General features: G+C 39.3%; 15 protein-coding genes. 1 reads left to right on the top strand and 14 read right to left on the bottom strand.

Features of this window, described 5'->3' with window-relative positions; translation table 11 throughout:
- Positions 1–6: 6 nt before the first annotated feature.
- From ACFILL_RS04955 to rpsO, 3 genes are all read right to left on the bottom strand, one after another.
- A complete protein-coding gene (locus tag ACFILL_RS04955; RefSeq protein ID WP_375643389.1) occupies positions 7–1,002 on the bottom strand; it encodes a class I SAM-dependent methyltransferase in 996 nt (331 codons plus the stop codon).
- 74 nt (positions 1,003–1,076) lie between these two features.
- The gene (gene pnp, locus ACFILL_RS04960; protein ID WP_375643390.1) at positions 1,077–3,272 is read right to left on the bottom strand and encodes a polyribonucleotide nucleotidyltransferase; all 2,196 of its coding nucleotides are present in this window, start codon (positions 3,270–3,272) and stop codon (positions 1,077–1,079) included.
- 250 nt (positions 3,273–3,522) lie between these two features.
- Positions 3,523–3,792: a 30S ribosomal protein S15 gene (gene rpsO, locus ACFILL_RS04965; RefSeq protein ID WP_005774142.1), complete on the bottom strand. Its 270-nt coding sequence runs from the start codon at positions 3,790–3,792 to the stop codon at positions 3,523–3,525.
- A 314-nt stretch (positions 3,793–4,106) separates the two neighbouring features.
- On the opposite strand from rpsO, the gene ACFILL_RS04970 reads away from it, so the two are divergent.
- Positions 4,107–5,735, top strand: a complete 1,629-nt coding sequence (locus ACFILL_RS04970; protein ID WP_375643392.1) for an MFS transporter — start codon at positions 4,107–4,109, stop codon at positions 5,733–5,735.
- A gap of 462 nt (positions 5,736–6,197) precedes the next feature.
- On the opposite strand, the gene truB is transcribed toward ACFILL_RS04970, so the two are convergent.
- The 11 genes from truB to ACFILL_RS05025 form a co-directional block, all read right to left on the bottom strand.
- Positions 6,198–7,160 carry a tRNA pseudouridine(55) synthase TruB gene (gene truB, locus ACFILL_RS04975; RefSeq protein WP_375643393.1) on the bottom strand — a complete coding sequence of 321 codons (963 nt, stop codon included), beginning with the start codon at positions 7,158–7,160 and terminating at the stop codon, positions 6,198–6,200.
- A gap of 4 nt (positions 7,161–7,164) precedes the next feature.
- Entirely contained in the window at positions 7,165–7,572 is a 408-nt protein-coding gene (gene rbfA, locus ACFILL_RS04980; protein ID WP_375643394.1) for a 30S ribosome-binding factor RbfA, read from the bottom strand.
- Positions 7,573–7,695: 123 nt separating this feature from the next.
- Positions 7,696–10,215 carry a translation initiation factor IF-2 gene (gene infB, locus ACFILL_RS04985; RefSeq protein WP_273790590.1) on the bottom strand — a complete coding sequence of 840 codons (2,520 nt, stop codon included), beginning with the start codon at positions 10,213–10,215 and terminating at the stop codon, positions 7,696–7,698.
- Entirely contained in the window at positions 10,212–10,847 is a 636-nt protein-coding gene (locus tag ACFILL_RS04990; RefSeq protein WP_273790589.1) for an RNA-binding protein, read from the bottom strand. Before ACFILL_RS04990 ends, infB begins: the two co-directional genes overlap by 4 nt.
- On the bottom strand, positions 10,848–12,479 hold the full coding sequence (nusA, locus tag ACFILL_RS04995) for a transcription termination factor NusA (protein ID WP_375631074.1): 1,632 nt from the start codon (positions 12,477–12,479) through the stop codon (positions 10,848–10,850). It lies immediately after the preceding gene.
- A gap of 47 nt (positions 12,480–12,526) precedes the next feature.
- Positions 12,527–13,177: a ribosome maturation factor RimP gene (gene rimP, locus ACFILL_RS05000; protein ID WP_273790647.1), complete on the bottom strand. Its 651-nt coding sequence runs from the start codon at positions 13,175–13,177 to the stop codon at positions 12,527–12,529.
- A gap of 127 nt (positions 13,178–13,304) precedes the next feature.
- On the bottom strand, positions 13,305–14,006 hold the full coding sequence (locus ACFILL_RS05005) for a tRNA (guanine(46)-N(7))-methyltransferase TrmB (RefSeq protein ID WP_375631073.1): 702 nt from the start codon (positions 14,004–14,006) through the stop codon (positions 13,305–13,307).
- Positions 14,003–15,271: a methionine adenosyltransferase gene (gene metK / locus ACFILL_RS05010; RefSeq protein ID WP_273790586.1), complete on the bottom strand. Its 1,269-nt coding sequence runs from the start codon at positions 15,269–15,271 to the stop codon at positions 14,003–14,005. The genes ACFILL_RS05005 and metK overlap by 4 nt, the downstream gene beginning before the upstream one ends.
- A gap of 130 nt (positions 15,272–15,401) precedes the next feature.
- The gene (locus ACFILL_RS05015) at positions 15,402–15,815 is read right to left on the bottom strand and encodes a helix-turn-helix domain-containing protein (protein ID WP_273790585.1); all 414 of its coding nucleotides are present in this window, start codon (positions 15,813–15,815) and stop codon (positions 15,402–15,404) included.
- 148 nt (positions 15,816–15,963) lie between these two features.
- Entirely contained in the window at positions 15,964–17,598 is a 1,635-nt protein-coding gene (gene lnt, locus ACFILL_RS05020; RefSeq protein ID WP_273790584.1) for an apolipoprotein N-acyltransferase, read from the bottom strand.
- Entirely contained in the window at positions 17,561–18,586 is a 1,026-nt protein-coding gene (locus ACFILL_RS05025; RefSeq protein WP_273790583.1) for a hemolysin family protein, read from the bottom strand. The genes lnt and ACFILL_RS05025 overlap by 38 nt, the downstream gene beginning before the upstream one ends.
- Between the last annotated feature and the right edge of the window lie 9 nt (positions 18,587–18,595).

Raw genomic sequence — 18,595 nt, forward strand, 5'->3', positions numbered from 1 at the left:
TTTTGTTTATCTGCGCGCTTCGATAATTTTGAAACCATGGGCTTGTTCATGTATCAACACTGTGCGGAAAATATTTTTTAATAATGTTTCATAAGGCAGGTGGCGGTTTGCAACAAAAAGCAGACTGCCGCTTGGTTTTAAGCACTTTGCAGCATTTATAATAAAATTTTTTCCTAATGAAACATCTGTCGTTTGTTGTGTGTGAAACGGTGGATTTGAAATGATTGTGTCATATAGATTTGTGATAGGTTCATGTACAAGGTCATGCCAATAAAAATGAATTGGAAAAGGAGCTGTTATGGATTTAAGGTGCCGTTTTGCTGCTCTCAAAGCGTTGTAGTCGGCTTCATAAAGGTCTAGAGCGGTGAGTTTTTCACTTCTTTCAAGTGCAACGTGAGAAAGATAGCCCCATCCAGCACCAAAATCAGCCGTTTTTCCAGAAATAACTTTGAACATATAAGACGCAAGCGCAGCAGATCCTGGATCAATACGTCCGTGTGAGAACATACCAGAAGCGGTTTGAAAATTACCAAAAGTGAGCGGTGGTGAGCGCAATTGCGCAATGTTATGTCTCTCAATTTGTTGAGGAACTTGCAACCAAAATACAAGACCATGATTTTTAGATAATTTATTGGTGATGGGAACAATTGTTTTGACCCATTTCATCATTGAAGCAGCACCAGCAGTTTTATTCCCACTGATTACAATCCATCCATTGGGTTTAACGCATTCTAATAAATCAAGAAAACAATTTTGGTTCAAACCACGATATTTGCTCAAATGTAAAAATGCACCATCATAGCTGAAGGTTTTATCTATTTGAGGAGAGCAGTGAAATTGAGTATCGACAAATTTTAAAAAATCTGGTCGCCAAGGCGTAATAACTCTTAAATTTTGTGCCCATTCTTGAGCTGGGATTTCTGTTAAACCAAAACTTAGCCAACACTGGTTTGGATCAGGATACGGGAGTTCATGATTTTCAAAAGGCAAAAATAATAACACATATGACTCTTTCAAAGAAAAAAATGCCACTCCAATATTGGGATGGCATTTCATGATACGATAAGAAGAAAAACTTACTCTTCTTTTTTCTTACGGCGGCGCTTATTTTCAGGTTGTTTTTTTTCATCCACGCACTTTTCTTCATTCATCACTTTATCACCGGTGATTTCCTTTCCGGTTGTTTGATCAACGACCTTCATTGATAACCGAACTTTTCCACGCTCATCAAAGCCCATTAATTTAACCCAAACTTTGTCACCTTCTTTTACAATATCGGTTGTTTTGCTGACGCGTTCTGATGCAAGCTGAGAGATATGAACGAGTCCATCACGAGAACCAAAGAAGTTTATAAATGCACCAAATTCTGCAGTTTTTACAACTGTTCCTTGGTAGATAGCACCAACTTCAGGCTCATCGACAATAGAATGGATCCAGCGTTTTGCCGCTTCAATGGTTTTAGCATCAGCAGAAGCAATTTTAATGGTACCATCATCTTCAATATTAATTTTTGCTCCAGTTTGTTCCACGATTTCCCGAATAACTTTACCACCAGAGCCGATAACATCACGGATTTTATCGACAGAAATATTCATAACTTCGATTCGTGGAGAAAATTCACTCAGCTCAGCACGTGCACTGGTTAAAGCTTTCGCCATCTCATTAAGGATATGAATTCGGCCTCCTTTGGCTTGTTCAAGCGCGATTTTCATAATCTCTTCGGTAATACCATCAATTTTGATATCCATTTGCAAGGCAGTAATACCATTTTCTGTTCCTGCGACTTTAAAATCCATATCTCCAAGATGATCTTCATCCCCTAAAATATCAGAAAGAACAGCAAAGCGTTCTCCTTCTTTAATCAAGCCCATAGCAATACCAGCAACAGGGCGTGCTAGAGGAACACCAGCATCCATAAGAGCAAGTGAGGTTCCACAAACCGTTGCCATAGAAGAAGAGCCATTGGATTCAGTGATTTCTGAGACAGCACGAATGGTATAAGGAAAAGATTCTTTCGTTGGCAACATGGGGTGAATTGCCCGCCATGCCAATTTACCATGTCCAATTTCACGACGACCAGGAGAACCAAGGCGTCCCGTTTCACCCACTGAAAATGGTGGGAAATTGTAATGGAGAAGGAATGTTTCCTTATACATTCCCGTTAAGGAATCAACATATTGTTCATCTTCACCAGTTCCTAGCGTTGCAACGACAATAGCTTGTGTTTCTCCACGGGTAAAGAGAGCTGATCCATGTGTGCGGGGTAAAATACCTACTTCTGATTGGATAGGGCGCACGGTAGAAAGATTGCGTCCATCAATCCGCTTTTGGGTATCAAGAATGTTCCCACGAACAATTTTTGCTTGCAACTGTTTAAATACGGTTGCAATTTGATCTGTACTAAATTGACAGTCTTTTTCTGTTTCTGGCATAAATTTATTGAGGATTTCTGTCTTTAGTGCATCAATTGCAGCATAACGTTCTTGCTTATCAGTAATTGTGTAAGCCTTTCGTATATCCTGTTCTGCCATTTTCTGCATCGCTTTTTCAAGTTCAGAAAGATCTTCAGGAACAAAATCACGAGGATCTTTTGCAGCAACTTCAGCAAGCTTTATAATGGCATCAAGGACAGGTTGAAGGCCTTGGTGACCAAACATCACGGCCCCCAACATGATATCTTCCGGTAATTCTTGTGCTTCTGATTCAACCATCAAAACAGCACTTTCTGTTCCAGCAACAACAAGATCAAGTTTTGATTCAGGCATTTCATCGATATGAGGATTAAGAACATATTGTCCATTACAATAGCCAACGCGTGCACCAGCTATAGGTCCCATGAAAGGAACACCTGACAGGGTCAATGCGGCAGAAGATGCAATCATCGCAAGGATATCGGGATTGTTTTCGAGATCATGCTGTATAACGGAAACAATAACTTGTGTATCATTTTTATATCCCTCAACGAAAAGGGGACGAATTGGGCGATCAATCAAACGTGAAACCAAAGTTTCATTTTCACTTGGTCGACTTTCACGTTTTAAATAGCCTCCAGGTATTCTACCAACAGCATAGAATTTTTCTTGATAATTAACAGTGAGTGGAAAAAAGTCCTGGTCTGGTTTTGGGTTTTTGGCCGATACAACGGTTGCTAAGACAATAGTTTCTCCATAGGTAGCAATCACTGCACCATCAGCTTGACGCGCTATTTTCCCTGTCTCAAGGGTGAGAGGACGCCCAGCCCATTCAATTTCTATCTTGTGCGTTTTGAACATTTTTTATCCTTAATGACCAGTGTTTAAATCTTTGATTGCTTACATTCTGGTTGTGCGCAGCATATTTGCAAGTTTTGGGGTGGACAACAAATTACTTCCTTTGTTGCGAGAAGAGAGAAGTAAATCGCATTAAATGTGAAACGATGAGCAGTCCTATCCCATAATAACTTATCAGTTTTTAAAATTTTTAATTAAAAGCAACACATTGAAAAAATGGGTGGTTTTTTTAAATACCACCTCCATTTTTCTTTTAGCGACGTAAACCTAACTTCTTTATAAGTGTCTGATAACGATTTTGGTCAACTCCTTTAAGATAATCAAGAAGACGCCGGCGTTGAGACACCATCTTCAAAAGACCTCGACGAGAATGATTATCCTTTTTGTGAGATTTAAAGTGGTTTGTTAAATTAGAAATACGTTCAGAAAGTACAGCAATCTGTACTTCTGGTGATCCTGTATCACCAACTTTGTTTGCGTATTCTGCGACAAGAGCTTGTTTACGTTCAGCTGTAATCGACATCGTATTATCCTTTCCAAAAACGAAGAAACATAAAGTCACCCATAGCCGAGATGTCGTTCAGCTAGGGTCTGTGAGAAAACAGGAAAAGTCGAAGACTCTTACCTAATTTCGTTCTTATATAGGAAAGAAGGTTAAAATACTAGTCCTTGACAGCATTTTGAAGTCTTTCTTTAAATAAAAGCTTTTGTTTTGAAATATTGATTTAAATAGAGTTTTATGAGAAGTGTTTTAAACAATTATGCATCCTTTTGATACAAAGATTATGAGTGTGTGTGAGTGGTAACAAAAGTGATAAATAGCGTTGGAGGGAAAAGATGCAGAGCATTTCAACATTAAAACTTTTTCGTAATTCGGTATTTCGAAATTTATGGTCATCTACTCTTATTTCTAATTTAGGGGGGCTGATACAAGCTGTTGGAGCAGGGTGGTTAATGGCGTTGATTAGTTCTTCGCATTCCATGGTTGGGCTCGTTCAAAGTGCCACAACATTACCACTTGTTATGTTTTCTTTGATGGCAGGGGCATTAGCTGATAATTTTAATCGGCGTCAAATTATGTTGTGTGTACAGATTATGATGATGGTCATATCGATGAGTTTATCTGTTTTAGCCTATATGGGATTTCTAACACCTTGGCTTTTGTTATGTTTTACGTTTTTGATTGGATGTGGCACAGCTTTTTATAATCCTTCTTGGCAAGCAACGATAGGAGATATTGTGAGCAGGGAAAATATTCCTGCTGCTGTTAGTTTGAATAGTGTCGGCTTTAATTTGATGCGGAGTGTTGGTCCTGCGATTGGTGGTGCCATCATTGCAACTTTAGGGGCATCGGCTGCTTTTTTGTTTAATGCTATAAGCTATATTCCTCTTATTGGTGCGTTGTTTTTCTGGAAGTCGAATTATGAAAACAACTCATTGCCACGAGAAAGGCTGTTAGGAGCTGTCTCAGATGGTTTGCGTTATGTTGCGATGTCACCTAATCTCTTAAGTATTATGGTTCGAGCGTTCCTTTTTGGTATAGGAGCAACTTCTATTTTAGCACTTTTGCCAATTGTTGCGCATAAAGTTCTTGGAGGAAGTGCCCTTCTTTATGGTACATTGCTCGGTTGTTTTGGGTTAGGAGCCATGACAGCAGGTATTATTAATGCAGTTGTACGGCATCATTTTCGTTCAGAAACAATTATTGCAAGTGCATTTATTGGTTTCGCCTTTTCTTGCTTTTTATTGGGAATCAGTCGTTCACTGATTATAAGCCATATTGCTTTATTTCCTGCAGGGTTATGTTGGGTTTTGGCCTTATCATTGTTTAATACATCTGTACAACTCTCTACACCACGCTGGGTTGTTGCACGTTCTTTAGCTCTTTATCAAACGGCAACTGCCGGGGGGATGGCTATTGGAAGTGCAATCTGGGGAGGTTTAGCTGATGGTTATTCTCCAACAATTGCTTTGAGCGTTTGTTCTTTATTCTTGATTTTTGGTGCTCTTGCAGGGGTAAAATTTAGAATTCAAGAAATTCCTCAGATAGATTTAAATCCTCTTGATCATTTTAGAGAGCCGGAATTATTACTCGACCTCAAAGCAAGAAGTGGCCCGATCATGATAATGATTGATTACCAAATTCATGAAAATGAACTCGAAGAGTTTCTCAAAGTGATGACGCGTCGACGCCATATTCGATTACGTGATGGTGCGCGTCAGTGGGTTCTTTTACGAGATCTTGAAAGACCTGAATATTGGACAGAGGCTTATCATATGCCAACATGGGTAGATTATTTACGCCATAATCATCGTCGCACAAAAGCGGATGCAGAAGTCAATAAGCGTCTGCGTCATTTAAATTGTGCTCCTAACGGTATAAGAGTGCACCGTATGATTGAACGCCAAACAATACCTCAAGCCAATGAGATGCTTTTAAAAGTTTCCTCTGATCATCTCCCTTAGGGTTAAAACAGTTTTTGTAAATATTACATATATTAATATTATTTCGATCAATTTGTTAGCTTAATCATAACAAAAAATTGCTGTTTCAATATTTAATGAATTGATTTATAATGGTTATTTTTCATTTTTCATGTTGAGTGATAGTTCTGAAAGTCTTAAGCTTTTCTCGTTTCAAATCTATTTAGAGTAAATCAGTCCACATCTTCGCTTGCACATTACAAACGAGGGCTAAAGTGTGAGTAAAAATGATTGAAAAAGAAATAAAAAGCCTCTTATGAATCCCTTCAAATGCAAGGATTATTGCGACATTAAGAGGAAAAAGTGTGTGGTGGTGTTAGCTTATAGCACTGACTTAAATTTTGATATGAATACGGTAAATATAGACAATGAAAAGCACCATATTTTTCTTAATTGATAGAGAAAAATATCTTTTCGCAAAAGGTGGTTGTGGAAAAGAATCGATTAAATTGTGAAAATCCGCTTTGGTTTAAATAGACCTTTGTCGAGAATGCCAATAGCAAGAAGTTGTTCCTTATAGAGGACACAAATTTCCTCTTCATCAAGAGGTACTTTGTGATGATTCAAGAGGATAGAATGACCCTTGATAATTCTCTGTGCTTGAGTTTCATTAAGGATATAGTGAGGGAGGCAATCTAATGCGGCACTTGTGTCAATTAAGAGCCCATCGAGTGTTGAGAAGTTTTTTTCAAAAGAACGATTATTTTCATCTGTAGTATTTTTATTTGGCGGAATGGCCGCTTTTAGTTCCTCCCATGTAATGAGATCTTCTTCATCAAAAGGTGCGACGGCAATACGTCTTAAATCAGCAATATGCCCATAGCAACCGAGATCACGTCCCATATCGCGTGCTAAAGAGCGCACATAAGTTCCTTTTCCGCAGGTTATTTCAAAGACAGAATGCTCTTTAGTAGGCATTTCTAATAACTTGAAAGTTTCTATTTCCACTTCACGGGGCGGAATTTCAACAACTTCCCCTTCACGCGCTAAATCATAGGCACGATTTCCAGCAATTTTGATTGCTGAAAATTGTGGAGGTGTTTGCAAAATAATACCCGTATATTGAGGAAGAAGAGCAAGTATTTCTTCTTGTGTTGGACGTATGAGAGAAGTTTTCGTTATTTCTCCTTCTAGATCATCTGTTGAGCGCTCTTGCCCCCAAGCAATATGAAAACGGTAAGTTTTTTTGCCTTGCATCACGTAAGGAACGGTTTTGGTTGCTTCGCCCAATGCAATAGGAAGGAGACCAGAAGCAAGAGGATCAAGTGTACCCGCATGTCCTGCCTTTTGAGCATGAAAGAGCCATTTGATTTGTGAGACAGCTTCTGTTGATTTCATTCCTTTTGGTTTATCAAATATGACCCAGCCAGAAACAGGACGCCCTTTTTTCTTGTGTTGCCGCGCCATATCTTTAATCCTCATCTATATCACTATGGTGAAGATCGCGTGCAACCTCAGGCGAGCGAAGGAGAGCATCAATTTTTGAAAAATTATCAAAACTATTATCAAGTCGGAAACGCAGTTCTGGCATATATTTCATTTGTCGCAACGCATGACTGATTTCTCCACGGAGAAAACGACTATGTTTATTGAGGGTATCAACAACATCGGTATGAGAAGCATTTTTAAGAGTGCTGAGAGGTGATACAAAGCAAGTAGCAATTTTTAAATCTGGTGACATGCGTACTTCAGAGACAGAAATAACAATATCTTTTAAGATATCATCAAGCAAAATATCACGCTGTAATATATGCGCTATTGCATGACGTACTTGCTCTGCTACTCTAAGTTGCCGTTGTGATGGCCCTGCATTTTTCATCAAAGTTTTATCCTTGCTACAAGATCTCTTTTTTTGACCATTTAGATAAGGAAAAAAAGATATTGTGTATAAAATCTAATAACTTTTTCTCATTTTATAACAGAATAAGGTTATTGGATTATTTTATAATGTACGATTAATATGTTCGATACGGAAGGTCTCAATGATGTCTCCTGCGCGCATGTCGTCATAATTTTCAAAGGCTATTCCACATTCTTGACCACTTTGCACTTCACTGACTTCATCTTTAAAACGTTTGAGTGTTTTCAGCTTTCCTTCGTGAATAACGATATTATCGCGGATAAGGCGAACACCGGCTCCTCGTTCTATTTTACCTTCTGTAACACGACATCCTGCAACTTTTCCAATTTTTGTAATGTTAAAGACTTCTAGAATTTCAGCATTACCAAGGAAAGTTTCACGCTGTTCTGGTGAGAGTAATCCAGACATGGCAGCCTTGATATCGTCAACAAGATCATAAATGATGTTATAATAACGAATTTCAATTCCTTGTGTTTTAGCAAAATCACGTGCCTGCTTATTGGCTCGAACATTAAAGCCAATTACAGCAGAGTTAGAAGCTTCCGCAAGAGAAATATCACTTTCGGTAATTCCTCCAGCACCAGAATGTACAATACGCGCACGAACCTCATCATTTCCGAGTTTTTCCAATGCTGAAGCAATTGCTTCAATTGATCCTTGCACATCCCCTTTTATAATAAGAGAAAACTCCTTAACACCAGTCGTTTGCAATTTTGTCATCATCTGTTCAAGAGAACCACGCGAACCAGTTTGCCGCGCAACAGCTTTATCACGTGCTAATCGTTGACGATATTCAGAAATTTCACGTGCTTTTGCTTCATGTGTGACAACAGCAAAACGGTCTCCGGCTTGTGGTGTTCCTTGCATTCCTAAAATTTCAATCGGTGTAGAGGGAACGGCTTCTTTGACATGGCGGCCATGGTCGTCAATCAAAGCACGCACACGACCCCATTCATTTCCGGCAACTATAATATCAGAAGGGTGTAATGTACCTTTTTGAACAAGAACTGTTGCAACAGATCCACGTCCGCGATCCAATTTGGCTTCAATGATAACGCCTTCTGCAGTTCGTTGAGGATCTGCTTTCAGATCAAGCATTTCAGCCTGAAGAAGGATAGCTTCGAGAAGTTTATCAAGATTTTGACCAGTTTTAGCAGAAACTTCAACGTCCAAAGTTTCACCGCCCATAGTTTCAACAAACACTTCATGTTGTAGAAGTTCTGTACGTACTTTTTGTGCATTCGCAGCTGGTTTATCAATTTTGTTGATAGCAACAATGATAGGTACACCAGCAACTTTCGCATGATTGATTGATTCAATCGTTTGGGGCATAACACTATCATCAGCGGCTACAACGAGAACAGCAATATCAGTAACACGAGCTCCACGTGCACGCATAGCCGTAAATGCAGCATGACCAGGTGTATCAATAAAGGTAATTTTTTGACCGTTTTGTTCTACTTGATAGGCACCAATATGCTGCGTAATACCTCCTGCTTCGCCAGAAACAACATTTGCTTTACGAATAGCATCCAAAAGAGAAGTTTTTCCGTGGTCAACATGGCCCATAATGGTTACAACAGGGGGACGCTGCTGCATGTTTTGAGGATTATCTTTTATATTAAAGATACCTTCTTCTACGTCAGATTCTAAAACACGTTTAACAGTATGGCCAAATTCAACAGCGATGAGTTCGGCAACATCTGCATCAATAACATCGCCAGGTTTCATCATTTGTCCTTGTTTCATCAAGAATTTAATCACATCAACAGAACGCTCCGTCATACGTTGTGCGAGCTCTTGAATGGTAATCGTTTCAGGAAGAACAACTTCGCGAGAAATTTTTTCTCTTGGTTCTTGATTTTGTGCACGCTTAAACTTTTCCTGTCTACGCCGCATTGCAGCCATTGAGCGCCCACGTGCGTTTCCTTCTTCATCCAGTGCACTATTCAGAGTTAGCTTTCCGCGCCGCCGCTCATCAGCTCCTTTGACAACTTTTGGTACACGTATTTCTGATTTAGCAGGATTAGCACGTCGACTATGCCGTTCTTCCTCTTTATTGTCATCTATTTTGCGTTTTTCAATCACGGTTGTGTTTTTAGGCGCAATAGGAATATCTGTCTGTTCAATGAGAGGGGGAACAGGTGGAGTCTGTACTGGTGATATTTCTTCTTCTTGTTGGAGATGTATTTCTTTTTCTTTACTTTCTTGCTGTAAAATTTCTTCACGCTCTTTAGCGCGTCTTGCTTCTTCTTCGGCTTGTTCTCGCGTTATTCTTTCTTGGATATGTGCTTCTTCTAACGCGCGAAGTCTCGCTTCCATTTCAGTTGATGAAAGATTGCTTTTGGCCACAGATTCTTGAGGCTTTTTTCCCTCAAAACGCGGTTTAGAACGCTGGGGGGCCACATGCGGCTTTGTAATGGGCTGTAGGGTTTCAGCTTTTTCATCAGGTCGCGTAATTTTACGCCGTTTGGTTTCGACAACGACAGCCTTCGTACGGCCATGACTAAAATTTTGTTTAACCGTGCTCGTTTCCAAGACAGACCTCTTGAGAGTTAGTGTCTTCTTGACGGTTGTTTTGTCGTTGTTATTTTCACTCATTGTACTTCCTTCACGGCTTGTGCCGTCATCTCACTAGACTTACTATGCTTGTCGTCACGATAGCTGATCAATTTACATGTCGTTTTGAGAAATCCTTCAGCAGCCTTTGTGTCCAGTAAGGCCGCGTGCATTACAGGATTAGAGCCAAAAGCCACTCGCATTTCATCACTTGTAAATAAAGATATGGTTTTTATAGTCCGATTTGTTTGTTGTTGTATTGAATGGATGGCCTGTGCAATTTTTCGTTTCCCATCTTCTGTTGTTTCTTTAGCATGAAGTACAAGAATAACTTTACCAGAGCGGATAGCAGCGTCAACCTTTGTTGCTCCCATAACAATTGCTCCCGCTTTTCGTGCCATGGAAAGGCTTGAAAGAGCGGCTTTTAGTAAAAGCGTATCAATAACATGCACAAGATTTGGTGCAACCTCAACATCTGTTTTAAAATTTCTATGAAAAGCTTTCTGTTTTATTGCTTTCTCAATAACAGCGTGATGGGCGGAAATCCAAACGCCACGCCCTGGTAAATTCGCTTTAAGATCAGGAACAATTTGGTTATTGGGACCAATAACAAAACGGATCAGCGTTTGTGCTGAAGCATTTTTTCGGGTCACAATGCAAGTCCGTTCATTCATTTAAAGTGTATCCACATCCAAATCATCTATTTTTTCATTTTCTGTAGAATTTTCATCTTCTACAGGATTTTCTGTAACAAGATCAGCTTGGTCTATCCAGCCTGCTTGTACACGTGCGGCTAAAACCATAGCTTCTGCATCTGCGCGTGTAATGTCAAAAGGGGTTAAAATACCAGAAAAATTCTGTGTTTGACCTTCTTTGCGTTCTCTCCAACCAGCTAAATCATCAACGGCATAGCCAGCAAAGTCTTCTATCGTTTTTACACCATCCTCACCTACAGCAACCAACATAGCACTTGTCATTCCAGGAAGTGTTCGCAATTCGTCAGAAACTCCGAGCTTTTTGCGTTTTTCATCAAGTTCTTTTTCTTGATGATCAAGATATTCGCGGGCACGACTTTGGATTTCAGCGGCGGTATCATGGTCAAAACCATCAATAGAAGCGATTTCTTCAAGATCAATATAGGCGATTTCTTCAATAGAAGAAAAACCCTCTGATGCCATAACCTGTCCGATCATTTCGTCAACCTCTAAGGCTTCCATAAACAATTTACTCCGTTCAGTAAATTCTTTTTGACGATTTTCAGATTCTTCCTTTTCCGTTAAAATATCAATGTTCCATCCTGTTAGCTGTGAAGCCAAGCGAACATTTTGCCCACGTCGTCCAATAGCAAGGCTAAGTTGATCATCTGGCACAATAACTTCAATCCGTTCAGCATCTTCATCAAGGATAATTTTAGAAACTTCAGCAGGTTGCAGTGCATTAACGACAAATGTTGCCGCATCAGGCGACCAAGGAATAATATCAATTTTTTCGCCTTGTAATTCAGCAACAACAGCTTGTACACGACTTCCTCGCATTCCAACGCATGCTCCAACAGGATCAATGGAACCATCGCGTGAAACAACGGCGATTTTAGCCCGTGAACCTGGATCACGAGCTACAGATTTTATTTCTATAATACCATCATAAATTTCTGGCACTTCCATAGTGAAAAGTTTTACCATAAATTGGGGATGTGTGCGTGAAAGGAAGATTTGCGGCCCACGCGTTTCACGGTGTACATCATTGACAAAAGCACGAATGCGATCTCCATAGCGGAATGATTCACGAGGAATTAATTCATCACGGCGCACAATAGCTTCACCGCGCCCTAGATCAACGATGACGTTACCATATTCCACACGCTTAACTGTACCAGAAATAATTTCACCAACTTTATTTTTGAATTCCTCATATTGCTGATCACGCTCTGCGTCGCGTACTTTTTGTACAATAACCTGTTTAGCAGATTGTGCTGCGATACGTCCAAAATCCATAGGAGGTAAAAGATCAGCAAAAAAATCACCAATTTTTGCTTCTGCTTGATGTTTGAGAGCATCAGACAAAGTAATTTCCGTTGTATAGTCTTCAACGACATCAACGATTTTAAGCAGGCGCTGTAATTTAATTTCACCTGTTTTAGAATTGATTTCAGCACGGATATTGGTTTCTTGACCATAACGAGAACGTGCTGCTTTTTGAATAGCATCAGCCATCGCAGAAATGACAATTTCACGGTCGATTGACTTTTCACGTGCAACAGCATCTGCAATTTGCAGAATCTCAAGCCTGTTAGCGCTTGTAGCCATCAATTTTCTCCTTCTTTGTGCCACACGATGGGTATTCCCCTGTGATATTATTTTTTGAAATTGAGCGTCTGTATAGAGTCGTTAGCGTTCTCTTCGGCAATGAATTGTTGACTTAAATCTTTATTTTGTTTCAATGCATCGCGAATAAGCTCATCGGTAAGCACTAAATGTGCATTTATGATATCACAAAAGGAAATAGGGGTATACATGGCTTCTCCATAAGCAGCTTTATCGGTGTTTAAAATAAATCCATCTTGCGTGATATTTGTAAGTGTCCCGCGAAATTTTCGGCGCCCATCAATTATTATTTTTGTTTCAATTTTTGCAAGATGCCCTTGCCAATGAAAAAAATCAGATTTTCTTACCAATGGACGATCGATTCCAGGTGATGAGATTTCTAAATGATATTTGCGTTCAATAACATTTTGGACATCAAGGAGTGGGGAAACAGTTCGACTAACAGTTTCACAATCTTCTATGGTCATAGAACCATCGGCACGTTCAACCATAATTTGAAGTGTTAAACCATTTTGACCAAGGAGTTTTACACGAACCAAACGAAAACCTAAAGGTTTAAGTAGTGGTATGACAAGAGCAGCAACCTGTGCTTCGATACCCTCTTCTTCAAACAAGCGCGGTTCGTCAAGATTGCTTATTTTTTCAGCTTCGTTCATACATTTTATCCAAGTTGTTTTCATCAGTTTTATGATATTAAAAAAGAGCGGGTCCAACGGCCCACTCTTCATCATAAGACCAAGAATTTAACTATTGATACTCTTAAATTCAAAATTTTTCAAGTTGTTTATGAGAAAAGCGCTTGATCATTTATTTCTTGATAAAGGTAAGATAGGCAGGCGTTCGTCCTTCGCGTAAAGCTTTTGCTTCATAGCGGGTTCCACTCCATAGTGGATAAGGGAGTTTCCAGTCTTGAGGGCTTTCTGCTTTCCATTCAAAGTGATCATGTTGTGCACAATGGTACAAAGTCCAGTTTACATAACTGTCTATATCGCTAGCAAAGCGAAAAAATTTCCCTATTTTAAGAACACGAGCAAAACGGTTAAGATTTTTTATGTTGATGAAACGTCGTTTCCAGTGTTTCTTTTTCGGCCAAGGATCAGGATAGAAGAGGTCTATTCCATCAAGCGAGTTATCAGGGAGCCAATCAAGGAGGCGTGTAGCATCATCATTATAGAGGCGAAGACGATTTTGATGGTTTTGATGCTGTTCAAGAGACAACAATATTTTTGCCATGCCATTGATAAAGGGCTCGACGCCGATAAAACCAGTTTTTGGAAAATATTCCATTTCATGAAGTAAATGTTCACCTCCACCAAAGCCGATTTCAAGTCGAATTTCTCTTACTTTGCTTGAAAATAAGGATGTAAGGTTTGAAGGAGGAGGAACATTTAAATCAATATTAAAATTGGGGAGAAGCATTTTTATACGTGTAAGCTGACTGTTTCGAAGTTGTTTTCCTTGTCGGCGTCCAAAAAATGCTTCACTCTTACGTATATTATGTTTAATCATGGGATTTGGATCATTGTTTGAAGCGTTTTCACGAGATCAGTTTTTTCCCATGAAAACGAACCATCGTTTTTTGGTTTACGACCAAAGTGACCATAGGCAGCTGTTTTTGCATAAATAGGTTTATTGAGGTCAAGATGTTTTCGAATGCCGGTAGGTGAAAGGTCCATTATTTTGCGGATGGCTGCTTCAATAACTTTTTCATCGACTTTTCCTGTTCCATGAAGATTAAGATAAATAGATAAAGGTTGTGCGATACCAATTGCATAGGAGAGTTGAATGGTGCATCTCTCTGCTAAATGAGCAGCAACAATATTCTTAGCCAGATAGCGTGCCGCATAGGCAGCAGAACGATCAACTTTTGTTGTATCTTTTCCTGAAAAAGCACCGCCTCCATGGGGTGCTGCACCTCCGTAAGTATCCACAATAATTTTGCGTCCCGTTAATCCGGCATCGCTTTGAGGTCCTCCAATAACAAATTTTCCTGTTGGGTTAATATACCAACTGCATTGAGCTGCAATGGGAATGTCATGTAAAGCTTGGCGAATGTAAGGCTCAACCACTGTACGTACTTTATTGGAATCCCAGCTTTCATCAAGGTGCTGCGTTGAAAGAACGATGGATGTGACCTCTATTGGTTTTCCATTTTTATAGCGTATGGTTATTTGGCTTTTAGCATCTGGTCCTAATTTTCCAGTTTCTCCCTCTCCTTTATGTCGGGCTGCGGCAAGAAGTTTGAGAATTTTATGCGCATAATAAATTGGTGCAGGCATGAGATCAGGTGTTTCACGGCAAGCATATCCAAACATGATGCCTTGATCACCTGCTCCTTCTTCACCGTGCCGATCCGTAGCATTATCAACCCCTCTTGCTATATCAGCTGATTGGGGGCGCAAAAGAACATCAATTTTAACAGTTTTCCAATGGAATCCTGCTTGTTCATAGCCAATGGTACGAATAGCACGGCGCGCTGCTGTACGAAAACGTGTAGGATTAATGAGTGGAAAGCTAGTTTCATCGTAGATGAATTCTTTATTTTTATCTTTTTTTAATAGCGTATCGGGAACACGTACTTCACCAGCGATAACAACACGGTTGACACTGACGAGAGTTTCACAGGCAACGCGTACTAACCATGGATCAGTACCAGTCTTTTCAGCTTCTTTATAGATCATATCAACGATTTCATCGGAAATACGATCACAAATTTTATCAGGATGTCCTTCCGATACCGATTCGCTCGTAAAAAGATAATCTTGATGCGGCATAGGAACTCCTTCAAAAAAGAAAACCAACGATTTAATTAATTGCTTACTAAAGTCGCTACCATTTGCTAATTCTGTAGCAAATCGTCAATGCAAATTTATATGAATAAAAGAGAAAAGATATAATTTTAATTTATAACTTATTTGTCACATCTTCCTCAGAAAGTGCTTTTGCCAAATCAATAATTTTTCGACGCACTTTAGCATCAGATATATTTGTAAAAGCGCGCATGAGCTGAATCCCTTCGCTGCTAGAACAAAAGTCTATAAAATTGTGATCACTTTCGGCAAAACCCTCTACTTGTTGGGAGGTAATACCTTTATCAAAAAAGTAAGAAACAGGAACATCCATAATTTCTGCTATCGCTTGAAGACGACTGGCACCAATACGGTTTGTTCCTTTTTCATATTTTTGGATTTGCTGAAAAGTAATTCCTAATTTTTCACCTAGTTTCTCTTGAGTGAGTCCTAAAATATTACGACGTAAACGGATACGAGTTCCAACATAGATATCTATAGGGTCAGGTTTTTTTCTAGTTTCGGTCATAATGCAACTCTTTATTTCCAGCACTTTTCTTCTAAACCAACATCATATTTATGCGAAGCTGATTTATCATATAATTAAAACAATATGTAATATTTTTTCCCAATACTACTGGTACACGCAACATAATGCCGTACAAAGGGCACTTGAATCATTTAAGCTGTTTTGTAGAACCAAAACCAACACGACACAATAGCATAAGGATGAATAAGATAAAAGTAGAGAAAGTTCTGTATTCATTGCTTCCTATAGGGGTAATGGATGATGGAACTTGTGAATCAATAATGCCCACAGCATTTTGTCGAAGAGCTACAACGATTCGTCCATAAGAATCAATAACAGCTGATATGCCATTATTAGCTGCCCGTATGAGGGGGATTCCCAGTTCAACGGCACGAAGCTGTGCTTGTTGAAGATGTTGATAGGGTCCAGGTGTTACACCAAACCATGCATCATTTGTAATATTAATAATTGCTTGAGGCGGGGAGCCTTGAAAAGTCATTTCATGGGGAAATATTGCTTCATAACAAATTAAGGGTAGATAAGAAAATCCGTTTGGCATTGTAACAATTTTGCGCACACTTGCAGTACTATATCCACCAATATTATCGGCAAGGGTACGCAATCCAATTTTTTTCAATAAATTCTGATAAGGAAGATACTCACCAAAAGGAACCAAATGAAGTTTATCGGAGGTATTTAAAATATTACCTTGAGCATTAATGACTGCAATTGTATTAAAATATTGTGTTTGGGAATGAGGTAGATCATTGCTGGCGCGTATTGCTCCGATAATAGCCCATTGTTTAGGTTTTAAAAGAGAGGCAATGCGCATTGTGATAGATGAGTTATCATAAAGAAGGTAAGGAACGGAAGCTTCCGGCCATATGATAAAATCGGGTTCTGAATTTTGATCGGTTGTTGGTGTTGCACTTAGCTTCATATGCGCTTCCAACATAGCTTCTCGTGTATTATCACGCAATTTTATATTTTGTTGGATGGACGGTTGAACAATACGCACCCAATAAGCACTTTTTTGATCTTCAGCTGTGTTTTCTATAGTATGAAGACGATAAAACCCAAAACCACAGTGAATGAATATAAGTGATAAGCAAAGAGAAAGTGCCACTTTCTTTTTTTCATTCGTTAATAAAACAGTTGGCAAACTGTAGGCTAAGACAGCAAGAATATTCATTCCGTAAAGTCCTACGATTGCATCAGATTGCATGAACATTGGGGTTGGCATGGCTGTATAGCCAAGAGAATTCCATGGAAATCCTGTGAATAAAAACGCACGCAACCACTCGGATAATCCTAATGCAAAGGCTAAAACAAAAAAGCGTGCTATTCCTTTTGTCCATAATAAACCGACAATGAAACCAGAAAAAAACCAATAAAGAGAAAGGTAGAGTGGAGGGAATAAAATGGCTAATGGGACTGCCCAACCAAAAGAATCTGGATCTGTTAACAAAGCATTGCATAGCCACCAAAGGCCGCAAATAAAATAACTAAAACCAAAGGTTCCACAGCTTAAAGCGTAAGTAAAAAAATGTTTTTTATTGTTTTTGGTGGCCCGTATTGAGTCAAGTAAAACAATAAAGAGAGGGAAAGTTAAAAAGCAAAGAGGTGTTAAATAAAAGGGTGGAAGTGCAAAAGAAGTAAGAGCACCACACAGAAATATCCATGCTTGGCGCTTCCAGCCTGTAACAGAGAACAAAAAAACGATAAAATTGTTTAAAAACGCTGGACTATTCTTTAGGGATGGCATTGTTCTCAAGATTCTCATTTTTGGGAATGCGAAAAATGCGCAATCGTTTAATCCGGCGTTTATCAGCTTCTAAAATACGAAATCTATAGCCAGGTACAGCTTCGACAATTTCACCTTTAGCAGGAATGCGATCAAGAATGGAGACGATCAAACCACCAATAGTATCAACTTCATCACCATATTCCCCTACGATAAAATCAGGACCAAGAGCTTTCTCCACATCTTCTAGTTCAGTTCTTGCATCAACGAGCCATTTATTATTTGGTTCACGTACGATAGCATTGTCGACATTATCATGTTCATCTTCGATATCCCCAACGACTAACTCAACAATATCTTCCATTGAAACGAGACCATCTGTTCCTCCATGTTCATCAATAACTAAAGCCATTTGAGTTCGTGTAGTTTGCATCCGTGTTAATAATTTGCTCGCAAGCATAGAACTGGGAACAAAGAGAACTGTTCGGATCAAATCCAATTCACCGATTGGAGTATGCAAGTCTGTATGGTTTAATTGAAGCAAATCGGATTTTTGTTCGGTTTTTGTTGGGTTGATAATAAAGCGAGTGATGTAGTTAAGAATATCGCGGATATGGATCATGCCGCGCGGATCATCTAAAGTTTCAGCATAAACGGGTATACGAGAATGACCAATTTTTGCAAAACATTGAAGGGTTTCTCCAAGAGAGGTGTTTATTTCTAATGCTTCGATTTCAGAACGAGGTATCATAACATCATCCACGCGTGCTTCACGTAAGCGTAAAATGTTATGCAGCATAGTACGTTCTTCAGGTGAGAAGAGGGCGGTATCTTTTTCATTGTTAGTTGTGAGTGCAACGGTAAGATCATCGCGCAGTGACGTAGATGCACAATTACGACCCCGTAAGAATGAAAATAAATGATTCATCAGGGAATATTTCTCTGTATGATTCGTCTGTTGAGAGGGGTCTTTTTCATTATTAGAAGATGCTTGACTATTATTTTGTGCATTTATTTTGTTTGCCATGGTTTTGAA

Source organism: Bartonella sp. AP20NXHL, from assembly GCF_042196165.1.
GTDB lineage: Bacteria > Pseudomonadota > Alphaproteobacteria > Rhizobiales > Rhizobiaceae > Bartonella.

Bases quoted from the DNA above. Each gene is read 5' to 3' on its own strand.
- ACFILL_RS05005 (WP_375631073.1), bottom strand. From the start codon at position 14,006: ATGATTAAACATAATATACGTAAGAGTGAAGCATTTTTTGGACGCCGA.
- rimP (WP_273790647.1), bottom strand. From the start codon at position 13,177: ATGAAAACAACTTGGATAAAATGTATGAACGAAGCTGAAAAAATAAGC.
- nusA (WP_375631074.1), bottom strand. From the start codon at position 12,479: ATGGCTACAAGCGCTAACAGGCTTGAGATTCTGCAAATTGCAGATGCT.
- metK (WP_273790586.1), bottom strand. From the start codon at position 15,271: ATGCCGCATCAAGATTATCTTTTTACGAGCGAATCGGTATCGGAAGGA.
- infB (WP_273790590.1), bottom strand. From the start codon at position 10,215: ATGAGTGAAAATAACAACGACAAAACAACCGTCAAGAAGACACTAACT.
- truB (WP_375643393.1), bottom strand. From the start codon at position 7,160: ATGGCGCGGCAACACAAGAAAAAAGGGCGTCCTGTTTCTGGCTGGGTC.
- lnt (WP_273790584.1), bottom strand. From the start codon at position 17,598: ATGAGAATCTTGAGAACAATGCCATCCCTAAAGAATAGTCCAGCGTTT.
- pnp (WP_375643390.1), bottom strand. From the start codon at position 3,272: ATGTTCAAAACGCACAAGATAGAAATTGAATGGGCTGGGCGTCCTCTC.
- rpsO (WP_005774142.1), bottom strand. From the start codon at position 3,792: ATGTCGATTACAGCTGAACGTAAACAAGCTCTTGTCGCAGAATACGCA.
- ACFILL_RS04970 (WP_375643392.1), top strand. From the start codon at position 4,107: ATGCAGAGCATTTCAACATTAAAACTTTTTCGTAATTCGGTATTTCGA.
- ACFILL_RS04990 (WP_273790589.1), bottom strand. From the start codon at position 10,847: ATGAATGAACGGACTTGCATTGTGACCCGAAAAAATGCTTCAGCACAA.
- ACFILL_RS05015 (WP_273790585.1), bottom strand. From the start codon at position 15,815: ATGACCGAAACTAGAAAAAAACCTGACCCTATAGATATCTATGTTGGA.
- ACFILL_RS05025 (WP_273790583.1), bottom strand. From the start codon at position 18,586: ATGGCAAACAAAATAAATGCACAAAATAATAGTCAAGCATCTTCTAAT.
- rbfA (WP_375643394.1), bottom strand. From the start codon at position 7,572: ATGAAAAATGCAGGGCCATCACAACGGCAACTTAGAGTAGCAGAGCAA.